Origin of the sequence: Halocatena halophila (genome assembly GCA_027563145.1) — an archaeon.
Taxonomy (GTDB): Archaea; Halobacteriota; Halobacteria; order Halobacteriales; family Haloarculaceae; genus Halocatena; species Halocatena halophila.
On record CP071306.1, the window covers coordinates 373,732 to 393,560 of the forward strand.

The following is a 19,829-nucleotide window of genomic DNA, read 5'->3' on the forward strand; positions in this document are numbered from 1 at the left end:
CTTTCGTTTGTCGTCGATCAGAGCTCAACCTGCACGGTGGAATTGTCTTCGCCGATCACTTGCGCTTCGGTTACGGTTGCAGTACTCGAGGCGTTCGATCCGTCCGTCGTGCTGATGGTGTATGGTCCGGTCGCTCTGACCGACGTGTTGGTGTAGCCCTGCTCTGGTCCCCAGTTGTCGTAACCAGTGGTGGAGTAGGGCAGTCGCATCTCGAAGGTCCCATCATCGCTGGTGTTTGCATACTGCGTGTACGTGAACGTCTCACCCGACGATCCCATCTCGAGCGTGACGTTCGCTTTCACCTCTGTGTTGGGCGTTGCAGTGCCCGTGACGGTCGCACCTGGCACTCGCTCGAACGTTTTGAGCCACGGCTGATTTCCGCTGGAACTGACCGCTTTGCTCGCGTGGACCATCCGATAGCCCTCAATCGCGTCGAGGCGTTCACTCGGCCGCTGGACGCCAAGCCGTGAGGTTTCATCGTTCTCGACGTACGTCCGTGCCGCCGCAAGCGTATCGAACTGCCGGATCGCACTCCCGTTCTGGGGAAGCACGCGAATCATCTGCGTTCCACCAGTGCGAAGTCTGGCCTGCTGAGTCTCCCAGTCGAGAACGATGGGTCGTGGCTCGACTGCGCTCCCGTTGTAACGGTAGAGTCGTGTCCGCATGCTCTCCATGTGTCGATCCGTCGGAATGTTGGCCACATGACGAAAGCCGCTGTTTCCGACGGTCTGATACAGATTGAACTTCAGATCGGTTGGCGTGACCGTCTCGTTCGATTCGAACTGTGCCGGTGCGTGATATTTGGAGTTGACGCTGACTATTTGCCAATCCACCATCACGTATCGAGTGGATTCCTCGCCGGTGAGCAGGTCGGTTGCATCTTGCTCATTGGTTGCGAGCAGGAAGTCAGCGGCCTCCTGTGCCCCCTGCTGGAACGGGTTTGCCACTGGAATTCTGTGTCCGAGCGTGGTGATCCAGTGGCCATAGTCCCACCATGCCATCACGCCGTAGGCACCCTCTGGATACTCGAAATCATCGGTGGGCGCGTACTCTTTTTGATACTGCATCGGCTCGCCATCGGGTGTTGCGTACTGGCCTTCCCGTGGGGTGTTCGATTGCATCCAGGAGAGCGATCCGTTCCAGGCGATCACATCGGAGCCGGGCTGATTGTACTCTGCGTTCGATACGGCAAGCGGTGCGAAACTGCCGCCACCGGTTGGCCCCTGTGAGGTAAACGAGTGTGCAACGATCGGATACGGAACCACCACGAGAAACAACACCGTCACGAGCGTGACGATCTGGTGTGTTTCAAGCTCGGTGACCGACGAAATCGCATCGACATCCAGCAACGAGGTGGCCCAGCCCACAAGGTAGCCGGTGAGAACGGCCACCGGCAGCGCGAGGTAGTAGGTAAATCGAATCTGCGTGAACACTGCAAGCGTCAGGAAAATTCCCCAGATCGCGATCAAGAGTCGGCCGGGACGGCTCTCGTCGTCGAGAATCGTCTGAATGAGAATCAGAATGACGGTTGCCACCGCGACGTAGAAGGCATAGCCATAGTTCTTCTCGAGCACCGTCTTCCAGTAGTTGTCCGAAGTCGTGTCGTTGAGAACCAGTGGCTGGGCCTCGGTAACCGTCCGCTGGGCAGCGTTCGTTGCAAGGCCGATAAATCGCATCGACTGTGAAACCATATAGGAGTAGAGCTCCGGAGCGAGCACCGAGAAACCACCCACGGTGGTGACGATCAACGCGGCGACGAGGATGGGATAGGCGACGGTCGGGAGGGCAGCCCGCTCGAACCAGCGGGCAAGCGCAAGCATCACCACGATCCCCGCAGCGACCGAACCAAGCAGCAGTGGCTGCAACAACGAGAGCGACGTGGCTGACATTGAGTAGGTGGAGGCAGAGACGAGCGTCAACAGGGCTGCGACCAATAGCGACCCGACGCCAATGAGGCCGATATGTTCCGGACTACGGCCGCGAACGAACTCAATCGAGAGCTGCACGACGAAAAACGTACCCAGGATGGCCCCAAGCACAATACCTGGTGGCCAGACGAGAACGTACAGCGTGATTGCAATGCCTGCGAGGGTGCTCGCAATCGCCGGTCGTTTGAGTGCGCTCCACTCACGACCAACAATCAGCTCGAAGACCGGTTTTTCGGCCGTTGCAACGTCGAGTGCGACCACGAGCGCAAGAATGGCGAGCACCTGAAAGAACGCCTCCGGTGCGTGGTGGTCTGCAAACCCAACCAGCGTCCGGTTGAGGAATCCCCCAGCCGTCAGTGCGAGAACGATCACCGCCGTGAGTCCACCCAGCCGACCGCTGAGCCGTCGGGCGATATAATACACAGGAATCGCCGTGAGTACACCGAACACGGCGGGCGCAAACAACAATGTCAGCATGATCGTTTCCTGATCTGGCGATCCGAGTCCAACGATTAGTGCCACAGTTGCGACCAGCAGGTCGTACAACGTGCCAAACTGTCCCGAAGCAGTGCCAACCGGAAAGTGTGTCCACGGATCGAACGGCATCGTCGACGGCCAGTGGGCCACCGTGTACTCCACCTGCCGAAGGTGATACCACGCATCGTTGCCGTTCAGATAAATGCCAGAATCAGTTATGAACCGGGAGTATGTTCGTGTTCGATTCCAGAACATGAACGCGAGCAATCCGAAAAGAACGGGGACGTGTCCCCAGGAGAACAACCAATCGAACAGGCCCTCCCGGTCCATCGTCAATCGTGTCTCAGTCCGCTGGCTCATTGCAAGAGTCCAGCGCAATACCGGGGATAAAACTTTGGAATCTGAGCACGGCTTCGATGACGAAACAATCCTAATGCTGGCTCTCCGATCGGTGGTATGCACGTCTCGGTCGTTATCTGTTCACACACCAGTGACCGATACGAGTCACTGATTGCGGCCATCGAGAGCGTCGTATCACAGACCTACGACGATCGGTCGGTGGTCGTGGTCGTTGATGGCAATCCCCAGCTCAAATCCCAGCTCGATGGGGCTGTCGGAACCAACGATGACGTTTTCGTGCATCTCCAGGAAGAAAATAAGGGGCTTCTGGCAAGTCGCAACACGGGCGCTTCGATCGCCGATGGTGACATTGTTGCGTTTCTGGACGACGACGCAGTTGCTCATGCGGACTGGCTCGCGGAGCTCGTCGCCTGCTACACTGATATGCCAACAGAGCAACAAACCACACATCGCATTCCGGCGGACTGGGAGTATCCGCTCGCAGTGGGTGGACGAATGTGTCCCCGTTGGGTTGCCGGCAAACCCGAGTGGCTCCCGGCGGAGTTCTACTGGCTCATTGGCGTCACACACCGGGGATTTCCGGAGGGGCCGGGAGAAGTGCGCAACACGCCGGGGTCGAATCTCTCCTTTCGACGACCGGTGTTCGAAGCACTCGGCGGATTCAACACCCAGATCGGGGGACGATCGGGTGACAAACAGCTACAGGGCGGCGAAACCGAGCTCTGTGTTCGGCTCCGCAACGAGTTTCATACGGGTGTTTACTACACTCCGGACGCGCGCGTTGACCATCGGATCTTTGCCTACCGAACCAGACCGTGGTGGCTCATCAAGCGCGCGTTCTGGCAAGGCTACTCGAAACGTGGGATGGCTGTTCTCGGGCCAGACGATCGGTCGGGGACTGCTGAGGAAGGAGCGTTTCTCAAACAGCTCTGCACGCGGTTCGTTCCGTCTCGTCTTCGGACTCTAGCGAGCTCGCCATCCGTGGACGCATTCGCACAGCTCTGTATGCTCTGTCTTTTGACGATCGCTGTTGGCAGTGGATACGCTTACGGCGTGTTCGCCTGGCGGTCGTCGTGAGCGACGGTCTCCCAGACGAGATCGAAGTAGTGGGCCAGTCCGGAAACGAACGACTGGTTCTCCGTGATCGCTGCCTGTCTGAGGTGATTTGGGACATCGTCTTCCTGGACGAGCATGATTGCCGTTCCATTACCGCCAGGGTCGGCGATCGTCCCGCGCCACGGGAGCGGTTCGTTGCTGTATCGGATCGATACTGACGGATAGCGCTCTTCGATGGTGTTGACGACCGATTGCTGGATCGATCGACTCTCCTCGTCGAGTCGTGCTGGCGATAAGAGGACGATTCGAACGTCGACATCACGCGCACAGGCGTCATCGAACGCCGGCTCGATCCGATCGAAGTATTCGAATCCTTTACTCAGCACTCGAACACTGGCCGTGGCGTCGTGATAGATTCGTTGCGTTCCGGATTCGCTGGGATCACCCACATCCACCACGCGAAACAGCTCCTCTGCCGGACGATGTCCCTCGGTTGCCCGCTCGTATCTGGGCTGAAACTCGGAAAGAAACGCCTCTCGTCGCCGATCGATTGCCCGTTCGAACTGCTCGAACGACTGTCTGCGATTCTCTGTCGCCCGATCGAGCACGTCACTTGGCGAGCGCGCTACGTACTCTCTCGGTCGTCCTGGAATCACCTCGACGTAGCCAGCGTCAGCGAGTCCGTCCAGCACGTCGTAGATTCTGGCCTTGGGAATGTCGGTCGCCTCGGCCAGATTCGGGGCCGTGGTCCGCCCGAGATCGAACAACGTCGTCAGTGCAGTCATTTCGTACTCGGTCAGTCCGAGCTGGTCGAACACATCACGAGCGGCCATACTGGACCGTTTGCCACAAGAGGGATAAGTGGGCCGGAACGCTACTCGACCGGTTCGAACCGATAGCCATCCCACGACTGGCTCTCGGGATCTCTGATACCCGCCTCCGGATCGCGGAGCTGACTCACATACACTGGCCGAACAGTCGCGCCGATCTCGATCTCGTCGGTAGTGAGTTGACCGATCATTCGCGCGGACTCCCCGTCGATCTCGAACTCCACAATTGCGAGGTGATTCGGCGCTCGGACGCCCGGTGGCGTCGCGGTTGCGGTGGTCCAGGTGATCACCGTTGCTTCGTACTCGCTCAGATCGATCGTTTCCACGGGCGCTCCGCCGTCGGGTCCTACTGGGTGGGACGGAATCGCGATCGTGCCGTCGTCGTATCTGGTCGCTTCGAGTCCCGTCATTGGTCTGCCTCCAGAATGGTTGTCGTAACACAGTTTCCAAAGCCGCCCACGTTACACGCCAGTCCAACATCGGCAGCCACTTGCTGGGTGTCTGCCTCGCCGAGGAGCTGCTGGTAGATCTCGTAGGCCTGAGCGACTCCTGAGGCACCCAGGGGGTGACCCTTTGATTTGAGCCCCCCAGAGGTGTTGATCGGAAGGTCGCCATCGATCGCCGTTACACCGTCCTGTGTGGCTGACCAGGCCGTCCCGGGCTCGAAAAAGCCAAGCCCCTCGCTCTGGAGGAACTCGAGGATAGTGAACATGTCGTGGAGTTCGGCCACGTCGATGTCCGCAGGTGTGTAGCCACTCATCGCGTACGCTTTCTCGCCGCTCTCAACAACTCCCCCCATCGTCGTCGGATCGTCGCGCTGGTGGACGACGTGCGTGTCTGTCGCGCCGGCGATGCCTGCGACCGAGACGAAGTCGTCGGTGTATTCGGCCGCCAGCTCTCGTGGACAAAACAACAGCGCCGCACTCCCGTCCGTGATCGGACAGAAGTCGTACAGTCTGAGCGGATCGGCAATGATTGGCGAGGAAAGGACGGTCTCTTTATCAACCTCCTTCTGGAACTGCGCGTGCGGGTTATACACTCCATTAGCGTGGTTTTTCACCGCCACATCTGCGAGACTCTCTCGGGGTGCATCGTATTTCTCGAGATAACACCGTGCAGTCAGCCCCGCAAAGCTCGGCAGCGTCACGCCGTGTTTGTACTCCACCGGATGGGTGATCGAGGCAATGATGTCGGTAGTCTCGGGCGTCGTTCGATGCGTCATCTTCTCTCCGCCTACGAGCAGCGTCAGATCACTCGTTCCCGAGGCAATCGACTGCCAGGCAGCGTAGATTCCCGCGCCTCCCGACGCTGATGTCTGATCGACCCGCTGTGTGTAGGCCGGCATGCAGTTCAGATCATGTGCGAGCGCGTTGGGGATGCCGGTCATGCCCTCGAACTCCCCGCTCGACATGTTCGATACGTAGCAATGCTCGATCTGCGACGGGGACACGTCTGCATCCTCGAGACACGCCTGTGCCGCTTTCACGAGCAGCTCCCGGATCCACTCCGACCGCGTCCCGAATTCCGTCATCGACGCACCGATGATGGCGACGTCGCGCATCTCAGCGCCACCTCCCGGTCCGGCCCGCCATCTTCCATTCTTCGCCTTTCGACACCGACTGTGGCAGTTCGGTGTAGGTCTGACAGTCGTATCGATTTGCTAACGTCCAGCCACTCGCACGATCGGTGCCATCAGTAGCTGTCTCGTCTGCGAGCCGGTCCCAGTCGTTGAGATACGCACTGAGACAGGCAGACAATGCGGCCGCTTCGTCGTCGGTTGCTGTGGGAGGGAGATCGATCTCTCGATCGACACCGTTCCCATCCCCAGGACGCTCATCGGACATACTCGAAGCTTGCTGGTCCGGCGGACGCTCGTGCTCGTCGTCCCATTCGGGTTCGACGATTGGTACATGCGTTTTCGACATGAGTTGTATCGGTCTTTGAATGGTGACGGTATTGATGTTTGGGTTGCGTGGTCTCAAAGTGGAATATTCCCATGATCTTTTGGCAATGATTCGCCCCGTTTGCCCCGCAACAGTTCGAGATCGTCGATCAGCCGCCGCCGGGTGTCCGCCGGAACGATAACGTCGGAAAGATAGCCACGCTCTGCCGGCTTATACGGGTTTGCGAATTCAGTTTTGTACTCGTCGATCAGGGTCTCTCTGCGGGCGTCGGTGTCTTCAGCCTCGGCGAGTTCCTTGCGATAGAGGATGTTCACTGCACCACGGGGGCCAAGCACCGCTAGCTCCGCAGACGGCCAGGCGTAGGCTCGGTCGGCACCGAGATCTTTCGAGCCCATCACGATGTACGCACCGCCGTAGGCTTTCCGTGTCACGACCGTTAGTAGCGGAACGGTCGCTTCAGCATAGGCGTAGATCAACTTCGCGCCATGACGGATGATGCCCTCGTGTTCCTGGTCGGTCCCTGGGAGAAAGCCTGGTGTGTCGACGAACGTGAGCACTGGCACGTTGTAGGCGTCGCAAAACCGAACGAACCGTGCTGCCTTCTCGCTGGCATCGATGTCGATCGTCCCGGCGATGGCACGCGGTTGATTGGCGATAATCCCAACGGACTGTCCGTCCATCCGCGCAAAGCCAACGATCATGTTCCGTGCGTACTGCTCGTGAATTTCGAAGAACGAGCCCTCATCAACGATCTCATCGATCACTGCATTCATGTCGTAGGGCTTTTTCGTCTCGTTCGGAACGATCTCCTGAAGATTCTCACAGTCTCGGTCGGGGCTGTCCCAGGTTTCGACAGTGGGTGGATCTTCCATCGTGTTCTGGGGCAGATACGAGAGCAGTTGTCGAATGGCATCGAGCGCGTCCCGTTCGTCATCGTAGGCCGCGTGGGCCACGCCGCTCGTGGAGGTGTGCGTGCCTGCCCCGCCGAGTTCGCGCATGGAGATCTGCTCGCCCGTCACCGTTTCGATCACGTCCGGGCCAGTGATCATCATGTGACTCGTCTCCGAAACCATGAACGTAAAGTCAGTCAGTGCGGGCGAGTAGGTCGCACCACCAGCGCACGGGCCCATGATGCAGGAAATCTGTGGGATGACACCGCTGGCCTTCGTGTTCCGTCGGAAAATGCGTGCGAAGCCACTGAGCGAGTCGACGCCCTCTTGAATTCGTGCGCCACCGGAATCGTTCAGCCCGATCACTGGAACGCCGGCATCAATTGCTTGATCCATCGCGCGACAGATCTTGTCCGCGACGACTTCTCCGACTGAGCCCCCCAACACGGTGAAATCGTGCGCAAATACGAACACCTTCCGACCGTCGATCGATCCATAGCCAGTTACTACGGCATCACCGGGATAGGACGCCTCATCCATCCCGAAGTTTTGACAGCGCTGTTCGGAAAATGGTGCGAGCTCACGAAACGTCTCATCGTCGAGCAGATAGTCGATCCGCTCGTGGGCGGTGAGCTTTCCTTTCTGGTGTTGTGATTCGATCCGATCGGGGCCACCGCCCGCTTGTGAGGCAGCGCGACGGGCGGCCAGTTTTTCGATCGCCTCATTCTCCGGATCCGTGCCGTTTCGTTCCGGTGGGAGCTCTTTGCTCATGAGGTTACCACTCCATACCTCCCGTTATCGGCACGATCTGTCCGGTCATATAGCCCGACCGACTGCACGCGAGATACCGGGCGAGGCCAGCGATCTCTTCGGGCGAAGCGAAGCGTTCCAACGGAATCTGCTCGATGATGTCCTTCTGGACGTCGTCTGGAACCTGTTCGAGCATATCAGTTTGAACGAAGCCGGGTGCAATGCAATTAACGGTCGTCCCAGAACTGGCAACTTCGAGCGCTAACGTCCGTGTGAACCCGAGTAAACCGCTTTTTGCGGCGGCGTAGTTTGCCTGTCCGTAGTTTCCGATTAACCCAACCATAGATGAGATATTAATCACCCGCCCCTCGCTTGCGTTGCATAGATCGGTGTAAAATGCCTGCGTACAGTTAAAGACGCCACCCAAATTGACCTCGATTACTTCGTCCCACTGCGAGCGGGTCATGTTCTTAAACGTCCGATCAGCCGTGATCCCGGCGTTGTTCACGAGGACGTCTACCGGCCCAAACGCGTGGTGTGCGCTTTCTCTGAGCGATTCCATAGCAGTCTCGTCCGTAATGTCTCCCTGTACCGTGATCGCCTCACCGTCGGTCTCCATATCGATCGCCTCAACGACCGAATGGGCGGCCCGTTCCGACGACTGGTAGTTGACGACCACATTTGCGCCGGCACTGGCGAATTCGATCGCAATTGCCCGACCAATCCCTCGTGATCCCCCAGTAACGACGCATGTCTTGTGATTTAAGTCCATTGTTCAACTCTCAACTGTGAAATTTTAACTGACATATTTATCGTGTGGTACAATGTCCGATGAACTGATCATTCACTGATAGTTGCACAAACAGTTCCACCGTTGATTAACAGGTCCTGGTAGAGCACCGGCCATATTAAAGCATATGCCAGTCGATTTGGAGGATTTTGGTCATCTCATCCCAATTAGTTTTGTTGTAATTAGTATAACAAATAATGTCGATTACTCGATCGTAATCAACAGCTACTTTTAACCATCTCGGGTAGGCCAACGCACGGAATGACTGAAGACACGTGTGTTATAATCCCAACGATCAGGGAGTATGAGTGTGTAAAAGCGTACGTTTCCAACGCCCGGTCCCACGGTTTCGATCTGGACCGGCTATTTTTCTTACTCGTGACAGAAGATTTCTGTGAAACTGATAGTATGGAAGGAATGTTGGATGATGAGGGTGTATCTGGTGCGGTCTACGACGGGACGCGTCGATCCGAATGGTACACAGCGCACGATATCGAGGAGTACGCCCATCTAATTCCGGCCGCAAGCCACGCCGAGACGAGCTTTGGCCTGCTGTACATGTGGGCAAATCCGCAGTTCGAGTACGGACTGTTCATCGACGACGACACGCTCCCGCATGATTCGTTTGACTTTTTCGGTCGCCATTTCGAGAATCTCGCCTTTAGTGGGACGCTCGAGGCCGTCCAGTCCGACGAGCAGTGGGTTAACGTCCTCTATCAGAACTTCGATGACCACGGCTTGTATCCACGTGGCTACCCATACAGCGCGATGAACGAGGCGGTGACAGTGGATGAGACGACGGTCGACTCGGTAGTGGCATCACAGGGATTGTGGACGAACGTGCCGGATCTGGATGCGGTCAGAATACTCATGGACGGTGATCTCGAGGGCCAGGCCCAGACCAGAACGAGCACGGACGATTATACGGGTGATTTTGTCGCTGCTGTGGGCCAGTATCTTACGGTCTGTTCGATGAATCTCGCGTTCAGGCGTGAGGTTATTCCGGCGTTCTATCAGCTTCCGATGGACGACAATCCATGGGATGTTGGCCGATTCGATGACATCTGGAGCGGTGTTTTCTTAAAGCGCGCGTGTGACGTGCTTGGAACACAGGTGTACAACGGCTATCCGCTCTGTGAGCACAACAAGGCCCCGCGATCGACGTTCGACGACCTGAACAACGAAGTCCCTGCACTCGAGCTGAACGAACACGTCTGGGAGATCGTTGATTCCGTTGGTGAGGATGCCGAGACGTACGCCGACGTATTTGCCCAGATGGCGTCCGCGTTGATCGACCACGAACAGTCATACAACAACGCCGACTTTCTCACCTACGTCGGCGAGCATATGCTTGAGTGGCTCGACTGTCTCGACGCACTCTCTGAGAGTACGCATCCGCCGCAGGCGACGCCAGCATCAAACGACTGATCGGCCGTGGCCTCTGCTCAGCGAACGTCTGTGACCAGAACGGCAATGGGCCCCCGACAGCAGCGGGTATTGATTGCCATCGCGATCATCGGTGGCGTGGTGGTCTGGTGGACGGCACACGAGCTGTTTCCGTACTTGAGTGCCAACCACGACGAGGGGGTCTATCTCCAGCAGGCGGCCATGCTGCTTGAGGGAAAGCTCTGGTTGACATCACCGGTCCCGGGAGCGTTTCGCCCGTGGTTTTTCGTTCTGGATGGGTCACGGCTCTATCCGAAGTACACCCCGATGACGGCCCTGATGTTTGCCCCGGGCGTCGCAATTGGTCACCCACGGCTCATCCTCGGGATGATCGGTGCAGGAATCGTCTGGTTGATCGGATCGATCACCGCCGAAGCGTTCGATGGCCCGACTGGTGTCCTCGCCGGAGCAATCACGGTAGTGACACCGTTTTTCCTGTTCGTCACCGCGACGTTTCTCTCGTATGCGCCGACGACGCTGTTGACGTTGACGTTCGCACTCGCGTACATTCGGACGTTTCGGCGCGGCACACAGTACGCGCCGATCGCGGGCCTGGCGATTGGCTTCGCATTTTTTGCTCGTCCGTTTACTGCCGTGGTGTTCGCAGTGCCGTTTATTTTTCACGCACTGCTCGTCATCTATCGTGCACTCGCCCGGCGAGAGCTGCGATCGTCGATCAGTATCAGACTGATCGTGGTTGGTCTCGGTGGACTGAGTGGTGTTTGTCTAACGCTTGTGTACAACGCGGTGGTGACACACGATCCGCTCACGTTTCCGTACGCGGCGTTTGCCCCCCACGATGGGCTAGGATTTGGTCGCCGCAAACTGCTCGGTTACTCCATCGAGTATACGCCCGCGCTGGCTCTCCGTGTGACGCTCCAGTCGCTTTTTGAGCTAGTCACGCGGTGGAGCGCGGGCGGGCCGATTGGCGCGGTACTGGGGGCCATTGGAGCGTACACGACTCTTATGAATGCGGATGGATCTGACGATCAGCCGCTCTCTGACCGAACAGTCCAGCGACTGTTGCTGGGTGTTGGTGGATCGGTCATCGTTCTCGAAGGCTATTTCTGGGGAGTGCGAAACGCCCTTGGAGCCATCGAGAACCCACTTGAGGGATTTGCGGCCATATTCGGTCCGTTCTACCATTTCGACCTCCTGGTCGTGCTCAGTGCGTTCAGTGCGGCTGCGCTCATGTGGATCGTTCGAACGGTCCGTCCTCGAGTGCGTCGCAGTTACACCCCAGAGCAGTACCGTGCGATCGGCGCGGTCGTTCTCATCGTTGCGACGCCAGTCGCCGGGAGCATAAGCCATGACCAGTACGAACGCGTCTGGTCACACCATCAGAACGTTACCGACGATCGAGCAACGCTGAACGCGCCGTTCGAGCGCCGTTCGGTACAGAATGCGATCGTGTTCATGCCTCCGGTTCAGGGACCGTGGCTCTCACACCCGTTCGAATTCCAGAGAAATGGGGGAGCACTCAAAGAAGGACCGACCGTGTTCGCACAGCGGCGGGGACCACGAATGAACTTTGACGTGCTCGATGCCTTTCCGAATCGGAGTCCGTACCGGTATACGTTTCAGGGAACCTGGCCGTCGAACGTGACGCCGGTGTTGCTCGAAGAATCGGTACACGAAAGCGAAGGATTCCAGTTCAGGACGCGGGTTCAGGCCCGTGGTCGGCTTTCTAGTGTTTCGCTACGGCTCCGACAGGGCCAAATCTACCGTGCGTATTCGATCGAGAATCAGTCTCTTCGTGAGTCAATTTCGTCGACAATCCGTGTCACGAACCGATCTGTCGAGCTGGTCGCAGTTGATGGAAACAACCTCACAAACGAGACGCAATCGAGACGACCTCAACCGATCAGTGGCGCTGTTGGGCGCGCGGATTTCCTGCCAGGTTCGGGTCAAACTGCCTACACGCTAACAGATGGAACCCGCATCGTGCTTTCGATAGATATCAAGCGACCCGACGGGACGCACGTCACCTACCACCAGTGGATCGATGTCGATCCCCAGCCCGAATCCGACACCGTTCGATTTCTCTGGCCAGGCACACAGCGCGTCTGTACAAACGAATCGACCTGTGGTTGGAACGGGACGTATCTTCCCCAAACGGAGGAGGCGTTCGCTCCAACGGTCGATATGAACACCACCTGGGAACCGATTGAGAATCCAGGCGGCTGATCCGATCACCGAAGGCGCTCTTCGAGACAGACCTTCACGATGGATTTGGCGATTGCAACGCCACCCTGAATCGGATCAAGCTTCGTTTCACCGCGTCGCTCCCGGTAGTTGATTGGTATCTCACGAACGTCGTACCCTCGCATCAGCGGACGGATCAACAGCTCGGCTGAAAGTCCGGTGTTCTCTGTCCACTTGATCTGCTGGAGCAGTTCGCGTCGATATGCCCGCATTCCGGTTGTTGTGTCGTGGACTCGCTGGCCCATCAATGCGCTTGCGATCCCGGCAAACACCAGATTTCCGAATCGATTGAACGATGGCATCTCGTCTGCACCGTGGTAGAGTCGGTCGCCGCTCACCACATCGTAGCCGTCGTTGATCAACGAGAGAAACTCCGGGAGCGCTTCCATCGGATAGGTGTCGTCGCAGTCCGTCGTGACCACCACCGGTCGTTCGGCACTCAACACTGCCTTTCGAACCGCCACGCCGTATCCCTGGGGTGGCTGTTCGATCACACGGGCACCATGATCACGGGCGATATCCGGCGTTCGATCACTGGATCCATCCACACAGACAACCTCGGCTCGACCACCTGTCACTCGATCGATATCCTCAAGGACGATGCCAATCGACTCCGCTTCGTTGTACGTCCCCATCACGACGCTCAGATCGTCGAATGTGAACTGTCTTTGCTCGGCTTCCTTTTGCATTGCTCCCCTCTCGGTGTAGCGTACACTTCAGCGTTATCAAATTCTGACAAAAGATATCGCGTATTCGTCCAGTTCCATCGACGTGAACCTGCTGCCTGTCCCAATTGCATGGATCACACGACCCCGTGGGGAAAAATACAGGGAATTATTGTAGTTATAGAATAATATAATAACGATACGTGAGTTCATATCTGGGTGTGTGGACACGACCGAGAGCAATCTGATAGGGAAACAATGGCGACAATCACAGTGAGGTGCGAGGTGTGAACCATCGATGAATCCGCCCGTTGATCTCAAGGACCACGCCAGTGCGCTTCGTGGGCTCGAAACAGACACACAGATCTTCGACATTCTCGGCAACCTCCGCCGTCGGACGATCGTCCGATATATGGGACTGCTCGAGACGACCGTGGCCGTCAGCATGACGGAGCTTGCCAGGGTGTGTGCCGCAGTTGAGCGGAAACTTCCTGTGAATCAAATCGACCACTCTGCATACCGACATGCCTATCAGTCGATACGGAGTCGTGATATCCCTCGGCTCGAATCCGCGGCAGTGCTCGAGCGAGAGTCCCGAGATACGATCTATCGGGGTGAAACGTTCGGCCGCTTCGAGCAGATACTGTCGGAAATAGAACCCGTATTCCGTGGTGAGCAACCGACCTGACACCGTAGATATACCTGTACAGCGCCCCTACGAGCCGTATGGAATATATCACTGCCAGCGGCGAACGTATTCCAAAAATCGGACTTGGCACCTGGCAACTCACTGGTGATCAGTGTCGTACCGTCGTGAGAGAGGCCCTTGAGGTGGGCTATCGACATATCGACACTGCACAGATGTACCACAACGAAGCCGCGATTGGTGATGCGATCACCGAAAGCGACGTTGACCGTGACGAACTGTTTCTCACGACGAAGCTCAAACCGGGGAATCTGGACGCCGAGTCGGTGTATCGCTCGACAGACGAAAGCTGCTCGAGGCTCGACACCGGATACCTCGATCTGCTGTTGATCCACTGGCCGGAAGACTGGATTCCAACCCGGCCGTCGCTATCGGAAACGCTCTCTGCGATGAACGATCTCTACGACGAGGGTAAGATTCGAAACATTGGTGTGAGTAACTTCGGTGTCGATCGGTTACACTCTGCCAGATCGTATTCGAACGCGCCTATTCTGACCAATCAGGTGCAGTATCACCCGTACTGGGACCAGACTGCAATGATCGAATACTGTCAGATTCACGATCTGATGGTGACGGCGTACAGTCCGTTCGGAACCGGCCTCGCGCTCGATGATCCTGTGCTCGAAGCTATCGGCACAAATTACGACAAATCGGGTCCACAGGTGGTGTTGCGCTGGCTCACCCAGCAAGAAAATCTCATTACGATTCCAAAAACGACTTCGAAAGCGCACCTCAAGGCGAATCTCGACGTGTTCGACATCTCGCTTACGGACGCACAAATGGAGCGCATTCACCGGCCATCGAAGCTCCGAACCGTCAAAGGAAAGATTCGATCGCTTGTCTCCCGATAGTCACCAATCTGCGAATGTTATAATTCGTCGGTGAGTGTCTCTGCGACGGTCTCGGGTGCCAGCAACGCTGGATCGACGATTAACTCTGCGGTGGCTCGGGCGAACTCGGGGATAGTTTCCTCGCTGTACACGACGACCCTGAGATCATCGTTCAGTTCGCGGGCGATCGGAATGGACGTTGCGAGTGTGACGTCCGTGACGACGAGGAGGTCGGCCGTTGAGGCGTTTGCGTCCTTGAGTTGTTCTTTCGAGCCAGTGCCCGGAACGCGAGTGACAGAAACGCCAACCGATTCGAGGGCATCACCGAGATCGTCGCCGTCCGGTCCGATGAGGATTGCAGTAGCAGTCATTATTCGTATTCGATGGTTGCGGGGGGTTTGTGTGTAACGTCGTAGAGTACGCGCGCAACGTTGGGGATCGTCCCGGTAATCCGACTCTGGATCCGCTGGAGTACGTCCCAGTCAAGCTCCTGTGCGCGCGCTGTCATCCCGTCGCGGCTCTCGACCGACCGAACCGCAACGACGTGACCGTGCACCCGGTTGTCACCCTTGACGCCGGTCGCTTTCCCGAGCACGGCGGCGAACGCCTGCCATGGCTCGTACGGTTCGAGCTCGTCCTCGACGATCGCAGTGGCTTCACGCGCCGTTTCGAGTTTCGATTCGGTTACCTCGCCAACAATGCGCACGGCCAGTCCTGGCCCAGGAAACGGCATCCGCTCGGCGACGACCGCCTCGAGTCCAAGTGCGCGGGCAACGTCGCGGACCTCGTCTTTGTACAGATCACGCACCGGTTCGACAATTCCCTCAAAATCCACCACATCCGGCAGTCCACCGACGTTGTGATGTGATTTGATGTTCCCTTCGCTTTCGATTCGATCCGGATAGATCGTTCCTTGAACCAGGAAATCGGCATCGCTCTCGCGAGCCTCACGTTCGAACTCCCGAATGAACTGCTCGCCGATCACGTGGCGTTTTTCTTCGGGATCGGTGATCCCAGCCAGCGCGTCAAGAAATCGTTCCTGGGCGGAGACGATCTGGAGTCGTTCCATAAACGAGAACGTTTCGCGGATCTGTTCGGTTTCACCCTTTCGCATCAGGCCAGTGTCGACGTACACTGGGACGAGTTGCTCGCCGATCGCTTCGTGGGCCAGCGCGGCCGCAACCGATGAATCCACGCCACCCGAGAGTGCGATCACCGCGTTTCGGTCGCCAATGGTCGATCGAATCTCCTCGACGGCTTCCTCAATGAAGGCATCCGTTTCGACCATCAGTTCGACACCCCCTCCTGGAGAATGGTTTCACGTCGCTCGAGTGTGGCCTCAATCAGCCCCACGAACGGCGGACTCGCCCGCCCCGGTCTGGATCTGAACTCCGGATGGAACTGCGTCCCGAGGAAAAACGGATGCTCTGGAAGCTCGAGAATCTCCATGCGGTTGCCGACCCGTCCAGAGAATCGGAGGCCGTTTTCTTCCATCTGCGCGATGTAGTTCGGGTTTACCTCATAGCGATGGCGGTGGCGCTCGATACACGGCCCGTCGTAAAGCTCGTCAGCAAGCGTTTCCGGCTCGATCTCGGTTTCGTAGGATCCGAGTCGCATTGTGCCACCCATCTCGTCGATATCCGCCTGATCGGGGAGCAGATCGATGACCGGATTTGGTGTGTGTTCGTCCAGCTCCGCGGAGTGTGCCGTCGAAAGTCCCAGGACGGACCTGGCGTACTCGACGACTGCAAGCTGAAACCCGAGACAGAGCCCAAGGTACGGAACGTTGTTCTCACGCGCATAGCGAATCGCCTCGATCTTCCCCTCGGTACCACGCGAACCAAAGCCGCCCGGGACGACGACGCCATCGGCGGCCTCAAGCCGTTCGCGATGGCCGGCGTCGAGTTCCTCTGCGTTTACCCACTCGACGTTCACGTCGACGCCGTGTTCGAGACCAGCGTGTTTGAGCGCCTCGTGGACGGAGAGGTAGGCGTCTTCGAGCTCGTATTTGCCCACCAGTGCGATGTCGACGGCTCCTTCAACGTCACCGGTGACGATCTCGCGCCAACTGTTATCACGCTCAGACGGTGCCAGCGCGTCCCCAGCAATCCCGAGCTGGTCCATCACGTACTCGTCTAACCCTTCGTCTTCGACCATCAGCGGGACATGATAGATGTCCTCAACGTCCGGATTCGAAAACACGGCATCTGTTGGAACGTCACAGAACAGCGCGATCTTCTCTTTGGTCTCTGGATAGAGTCGATCGTCACAGCGACCAACCAGAATATCCGGTTGCAGTCCGATCGATCGGAGTTCTTTGACGCTGTGCTGGGTGGGCTTCGTTTTCTGTTCGCCGTTTTTCGAGTACGGGACGAGCGTCACGTGGGTCAACAACACGTCGTCCGCTGGCTGTTCGTGGACGAACTGTCTGATCGCCTCGAGAAATGCCATCCCTTCGATGTCACCGACAGTGCCACCGATTTCGACGATACAGATGTCGTGGCCGGCAGCCGCCTCGCGAATGCGACGCTTGATGTCGTCAGTGATGTGCGGAATGATCTGGACGGTTTTCCCGAGATAATCTCCGTCGCGTTCTTTCTGGATCACGTGCTGGAAGGTTTTTCCTGTCGTGATGTTGTGATCGGAGGTCATATCGATGTCCAGAAATCGCTCGTAGTTTCCCAGGTCTAGATCGACTTCGCCCCCGTCTTTGAGCACGTACACCTCCCCGTGCTGGAACGGGTTCATCGTTCCTGCATCGACGTTGAGATATGGATCAATTTTCACGGCGGTGACGTCGAATCCGGCGTTGGCGAGCAACCGACCGGTGCTCGCGGCCGTGATCCCCTTGCCGAGTCCAGACATCACACCACCGGTGACGAAAATGAACTTGTTTCCAAGAGATGGATCGTAGTCCGTCGGCATACTGAGGGTGGGCCACTGGCGGTGAAAACCGTTTCGGGCTGTCGGGAACAGTGAGACATTCTACCGTGCTATTATGACACATTCAGAGACCATCGAGCAACGCCTCCGTTACGGTGTCGGCAACGGTTGCGGTCTGTCCGACGAAAAAATGATCGGCAGGGAGCCCCACAGTGTCGATTGACAGCTCGGTGGCGCGCTCGACAACTGGTTCGTACTCCGCTGTCGTGTCTCGCTCGCCGTAGACGACGGTCACGGGAGCGTCGATTCGCTCGAGCGCACTCACTGCATCGAGGTCGCCGATTCCGGCCGTGGGGGCGAGGGCACACACCACCGCAGGTGCACTGTTGGCCCCACAGAGCAGAGCCAGGGTTCCCCCGAAGCTGAACCCGTAGACTCCCACGCGTTCGTAGCGGTGCTGTGCCCATTCGAGCGTTCGCTCGGTGTCAGTGAGCTCTCCTGGACCACGGTCCCACTCGCCGTAATCAAATCGTACCGACGCCACCCCCTGTTTTGTGAGCCGGTCGCACACGGACGTGAGACGCCTGTCAGCACTGCTCCCACCGAGTTTCGGATGTGGTGGACAGGCGATTACACACCGATCGGCACCAGGATCACTGAGAACACCACGTACGTCTCGATTCCCTGGGATTCCAACGGGTTTTTCTGCCGGTTCGTCGCTGTTGTCCATGGATCATGTTTATGAAGAGGTGCTTTAATAGGCTGGGTCGATATAGAGTGAATATGGGTATCCTTTCACGAACCTCGTACCTTATCCGGTCGAAAGTAAACGCCCTCCTCAATCGGGCCGAAGATCCCTCTGAGACGCTTGATTACTCTTATGAACAGATGCGCGATGAGCTCCAGGAAGTAAAGCAAGGCATTGCGGATCTGACGACACAGAAAAAGCGCCTCGAGATGCAAAAACGACGGCTCGAAGAGAACGTTTCAAAGCACAACGAGCAGGCTCGTTCGGCCGTCGAACAGGACCGCGAGGATCTTGCACGAAAGGCACTGGAGAAGAAAAAGCAGAAGATGACACAAATCGAGGATCTGAATGCCCAGATTTCGGAACTCCAGCAGACCCAGGATAACCTGGTCGATAAGAAAGACAAGCTCCAGAACCGCATTGAGGAGTTCCGGACGAAAAAGGAATCCATGAAAGCGCGGTACGAGGCCGCAGAAGCCACTGCCCGTGTCAGTGAGGCCATGACCGGCGCAGGCGACGAGATGGGTGACGTCAATCAGGCGATCGAACGCGCTGAAAGCCGCACCGAAGACATGGAAGCCAGATCGGCAGCGCTCGATGAGCTAGAAGAGACCGGTCAGCTCGACAACGCCCTCTCGGATAAGGACTCACTCGACCGAGAGCTCGAACAGGTCACGACCGACAGCGAGGTTGAAGATGAACTAGACACGCTGCGCTCGGAGATGGGAAAGGCTCCCGAACCTGATGCTTCCACCGAGAACGGTGCGAGCACTGACAGCTCGAGTTCGAGCGCCGAGGTCGAAAACGAACTCGAAGAGTTACAGGACGACAACGGCTCTAAGTGACATCCACTCCGGCGTAAAACAGAGTGACTACGTCCTTCAGGCAGTCGGGCGTAGCCCGATGACGCCGTCACCAGAACTGCTTCGCAGTTCTGGTTGGCGAACGAAAGCGAAGCTCTCGTGACCGTCACCGGAACGGCACAGTAGCTCTGGTTGGTCCACAGGACACGGGGCGTCTTGTGACAGCCGTAAATGGCGGGTTTCTCTCCTTGTAGAAAGATAGCACACGTCTGTTCGATACCGGAAATTCAATCTGGAATATCATTATCGGATTGGAGTTCAAGAAATAGTTAATTTTCCGATATAAGGTCTTTATTCCCAGGTCGTGAACAGCCGGTAGTCGATTATGTTTCGTTCAACTGTACAGCAGCTTTTCCGGAAACAGTCGAATCGGTACATCGATGCCACCTGGTTTTCTATGTTATTGACAGTAATTGTGGTTGTAATCGTCCCTCTCGTTGGATCTATCGTATTATCTTCATTACTTTCGGTTCCCCATCCGGTGCTGGTGGCGCTGTG

18 protein-coding genes are annotated in these 19,829 nt (G+C 57.3%); 6 read left to right on the top strand and 12 right to left on the bottom strand.

What is annotated here, in order from left to right; translation table 11 throughout:
* Nucleotides 1-17 precede the first annotated feature (17 nt).
* Entirely contained in the window at nt 18-2,765 is a 2,748-nt protein-coding gene (locus tag JXQ78_RS01950) for an oligosaccharyl transferase, archaeosortase A system-associated (RefSeq protein ID WP_330631794.1), read from the bottom strand.
* A gap of 96 nt (nt 2,766-2,861) precedes the next feature.
* On the opposite strand from JXQ78_RS01950, the gene JXQ78_RS01955 reads away from it, so the two are divergent.
* On the top strand, nt 2,862-3,842 hold the full coding sequence (locus JXQ78_RS01955) for a glycosyltransferase family 2 protein (protein ID WP_330631795.1): 981 nt from the start codon (nt 2,862-2,864) through the stop codon (nt 3,840-3,842).
* On the opposite strand, the gene JXQ78_RS01960 is transcribed toward JXQ78_RS01955, so the two are convergent.
* The 6 genes from JXQ78_RS01960 to JXQ78_RS01985 are packed head-to-tail and all read right to left on the bottom strand — an operon-like array spanning nt 3,812 to nt 8,967.
* Nucleotides 3,812-4,654: a TrmB family transcriptional regulator gene (locus tag JXQ78_RS01960; protein ID WP_330631796.1), complete on the bottom strand. Its 843-nt coding sequence runs from the start codon at nt 4,652-4,654 to the stop codon at nt 3,812-3,814. The genes JXQ78_RS01955 and JXQ78_RS01960 overlap by 31 nt on opposite strands.
* A gap of 41 nt (nt 4,655-4,695) precedes the next feature.
* Nucleotides 4,696-5,061, bottom strand: coding sequence for an OB-fold domain-containing protein (locus JXQ78_RS01965; protein ID WP_330631797.1), 366 nt, complete (start codon nt 5,059-5,061; stop codon nt 4,696-4,698).
* Nucleotides 5,058-6,212 carry a thiolase family protein gene (locus JXQ78_RS01970; RefSeq protein ID WP_330631798.1) on the bottom strand — a complete coding sequence of 385 codons (1,155 nt, stop codon included), beginning with the start codon at nt 6,210-6,212 and terminating at the stop codon, nt 5,058-5,060. Before JXQ78_RS01970 ends, JXQ78_RS01965 begins: the two co-directional genes overlap by 4 nt.
* Before the next feature lies 1 nt (nt 6,213).
* Complete coding sequence (locus JXQ78_RS01975; RefSeq protein ID WP_330631799.1) at nt 6,214-6,576, bottom strand: hypothetical protein; 363 nt, start codon at nt 6,574-6,576, stop codon at nt 6,214-6,216.
* A 53-nt stretch (nt 6,577-6,629) separates the two neighbouring features.
* Entirely contained in the window at nt 6,630-8,216 is a 1,587-nt protein-coding gene (locus JXQ78_RS01980; RefSeq protein WP_330631800.1) for an acyl-CoA carboxylase subunit beta, read from the bottom strand.
* Nucleotides 8,217-8,220: 4 nt separating this feature from the next.
* The gene (locus tag JXQ78_RS01985; protein ID WP_330631801.1) at nt 8,221-8,967 is read right to left on the bottom strand and encodes a beta-ketoacyl-ACP reductase; all 747 of its coding nucleotides are present in this window, start codon (nt 8,965-8,967) and stop codon (nt 8,221-8,223) included.
* Between the two features lie 279 nt (nt 8,968-9,246).
* Here JXQ78_RS01985 and JXQ78_RS01990 point away from each other — a divergent pair, with 279 nt between their 5' ends.
* Both JXQ78_RS01990 and JXQ78_RS01995 read left to right on the top strand, forming a co-directional pair.
* Nucleotides 9,247-10,413, top strand: a complete 1,167-nt coding sequence (locus JXQ78_RS01990) for an alpha-1 4-glucan-protein synthase (RefSeq protein WP_330631802.1) — start codon at nt 9,247-9,249, stop codon at nt 10,411-10,413.
* 45 nt (nt 10,414-10,458) lie between these two features.
* A complete protein-coding gene (locus tag JXQ78_RS01995) occupies nt 10,459-12,618 on the top strand; it encodes an ArnT family glycosyltransferase (protein ID WP_330631803.1) in 2,160 nt (719 codons plus the stop codon).
* A gap of 5 nt (nt 12,619-12,623) precedes the next feature.
* On the opposite strand, the gene JXQ78_RS02000 is transcribed toward JXQ78_RS01995, so the two are convergent.
* The gene (locus tag JXQ78_RS02000) at nt 12,624-13,325 is read right to left on the bottom strand and encodes a dolichyl-phosphate hexose transferase (protein WP_330631804.1); all 702 of its coding nucleotides are present in this window, start codon (nt 13,323-13,325) and stop codon (nt 12,624-12,626) included.
* A gap of 274 nt (nt 13,326-13,599) precedes the next feature.
* Here JXQ78_RS02000 and JXQ78_RS02005 point away from each other — a divergent pair, with 274 nt between their 5' ends.
* Nucleotides 13,600-13,989: a DUF7344 domain-containing protein gene (locus tag JXQ78_RS02005; RefSeq protein ID WP_330631805.1), complete on the top strand. Its 390-nt coding sequence runs from the start codon at nt 13,600-13,602 to the stop codon at nt 13,987-13,989.
* Nucleotides 13,990-14,027: 38 nt separating this feature from the next.
* Nucleotides 14,028-14,858: an aldo/keto reductase gene (locus JXQ78_RS02010; protein ID WP_330631806.1), complete on the top strand. Its 831-nt coding sequence runs from the start codon at nt 14,028-14,030 to the stop codon at nt 14,856-14,858.
* 17 nt (nt 14,859-14,875) lie between these two features.
* Here JXQ78_RS02010 and JXQ78_RS02015 read toward each other — a convergent pair whose 3' ends face one another.
* The 4 genes from JXQ78_RS02015 to JXQ78_RS02030 all read right to left on the bottom strand — a co-directional run bounded on the left by JXQ78_RS02015 (nt 14,876) and on the right by JXQ78_RS02030 (nt 18,450).
* Complete coding sequence (locus JXQ78_RS02015; protein WP_330631807.1) at nt 14,876-15,208, bottom strand: DUF7126 family protein; 333 nt, start codon at nt 15,206-15,208, stop codon at nt 14,876-14,878.
* Nucleotides 15,208-16,125, bottom strand: coding sequence for a glutamine-hydrolyzing GMP synthase (gene guaA, locus JXQ78_RS02020; protein ID WP_330631808.1), 918 nt, complete (start codon nt 16,123-16,125; stop codon nt 15,208-15,210). Before guaA ends, JXQ78_RS02015 begins: the two co-directional genes overlap by 1 nt.
* Complete coding sequence (pyrG, locus tag JXQ78_RS02025) at nt 16,125-17,762, bottom strand: glutamine hydrolyzing CTP synthase (RefSeq protein ID WP_330631809.1); 1,638 nt, start codon at nt 17,760-17,762, stop codon at nt 16,125-16,127. Before pyrG ends, guaA begins: the two co-directional genes overlap by 1 nt.
* A gap of 82 nt (nt 17,763-17,844) precedes the next feature.
* Complete coding sequence (locus tag JXQ78_RS02030) at nt 17,845-18,450, bottom strand: alpha/beta hydrolase (protein ID WP_330631810.1); 606 nt, start codon at nt 18,448-18,450, stop codon at nt 17,845-17,847.
* Between the two features lie 53 nt (nt 18,451-18,503).
* On the opposite strand from JXQ78_RS02030, the gene JXQ78_RS02035 reads away from it, so the two are divergent.
* Nucleotides 18,504-19,313, top strand: coding sequence for a PspA/IM30 family protein (locus JXQ78_RS02035; protein ID WP_330631811.1), 810 nt, complete (start codon nt 18,504-18,506; stop codon nt 19,311-19,313).
* Nucleotides 19,314-19,829 lie beyond the last annotated feature (516 nt).

What these genes read in the sequence shown, in the direction of transcription:
- JXQ78_RS01950 (WP_330631794.1), bottom strand. Translation starts at nt 2,765, where the DNA reads ATGAGCCAGCGGACTGAGACACGATTGACGATGGACCGGGAGGGCCTG.
- JXQ78_RS01955 (WP_330631795.1), top strand. Translation starts at nt 2,862, where the DNA reads ATGCACGTCTCGGTCGTTATCTGTTCACACACCAGTGACCGATACGAG.
- JXQ78_RS01960 (WP_330631796.1), bottom strand. Translation starts at nt 4,654, where the DNA reads ATGGCCGCTCGTGATGTGTTCGACCAGCTCGGACTGACCGAGTACGAA.
- JXQ78_RS01965 (WP_330631797.1), bottom strand. Translation starts at nt 5,061, where the DNA reads ATGACGGGACTCGAAGCGACCAGATACGACGACGGCACGATCGCGATT.
- JXQ78_RS01970 (WP_330631798.1), bottom strand. Translation starts at nt 6,212, where the DNA reads ATGCGCGACGTCGCCATCATCGGTGCGTCGATGACGGAATTCGGGACG.
- JXQ78_RS01975 (WP_330631799.1), bottom strand. Translation starts at nt 6,576, where the DNA reads ATGTCGAAAACGCATGTACCAATCGTCGAACCCGAATGGGACGACGAG.
- JXQ78_RS01980 (WP_330631800.1), bottom strand. Translation starts at nt 8,216, where the DNA reads ATGAGCAAAGAGCTCCCACCGGAACGAAACGGCACGGATCCGGAGAAT.
- JXQ78_RS01985 (WP_330631801.1), bottom strand. Translation starts at nt 8,967, where the DNA reads ATGGACTTAAATCACAAGACATGCGTCGTTACTGGGGGATCACGAGGG.
- JXQ78_RS01990 (WP_330631802.1), top strand. Translation starts at nt 9,247, where the DNA reads ATGACTGAAGACACGTGTGTTATAATCCCAACGATCAGGGAGTATGAG.
- JXQ78_RS01995 (WP_330631803.1), top strand. Translation starts at nt 10,459, where the DNA reads ATGGGCCCCCGACAGCAGCGGGTATTGATTGCCATCGCGATCATCGGT.
- JXQ78_RS02000 (WP_330631804.1), bottom strand. Translation starts at nt 13,325, where the DNA reads ATGCAAAAGGAAGCCGAGCAAAGACAGTTCACATTCGACGATCTGAGC.
- JXQ78_RS02005 (WP_330631805.1), top strand. Translation starts at nt 13,600, where the DNA reads ATGAATCCGCCCGTTGATCTCAAGGACCACGCCAGTGCGCTTCGTGGG.
- JXQ78_RS02010 (WP_330631806.1), top strand. Translation starts at nt 14,028, where the DNA reads ATGGAATATATCACTGCCAGCGGCGAACGTATTCCAAAAATCGGACTT.
- JXQ78_RS02015 (WP_330631807.1), bottom strand. Translation starts at nt 15,208, where the DNA reads ATGACTGCTACTGCAATCCTCATCGGACCGGACGGCGACGATCTCGGT.
- guaA (WP_330631808.1), bottom strand. Translation starts at nt 16,125, where the DNA reads ATGGTCGAAACGGATGCCTTCATTGAGGAAGCCGTCGAGGAGATTCGA.
- pyrG (WP_330631809.1), bottom strand. Translation starts at nt 17,762, where the DNA reads ATGCCGACGGACTACGATCCATCTCTTGGAAACAAGTTCATTTTCGTC.
- JXQ78_RS02030 (WP_330631810.1), bottom strand. Translation starts at nt 18,450, where the DNA reads ATGGACAACAGCGACGAACCGGCAGAAAAACCCGTTGGAATCCCAGGG.
- JXQ78_RS02035 (WP_330631811.1), top strand. Translation starts at nt 18,504, where the DNA reads ATGGGTATCCTTTCACGAACCTCGTACCTTATCCGGTCGAAAGTAAAC.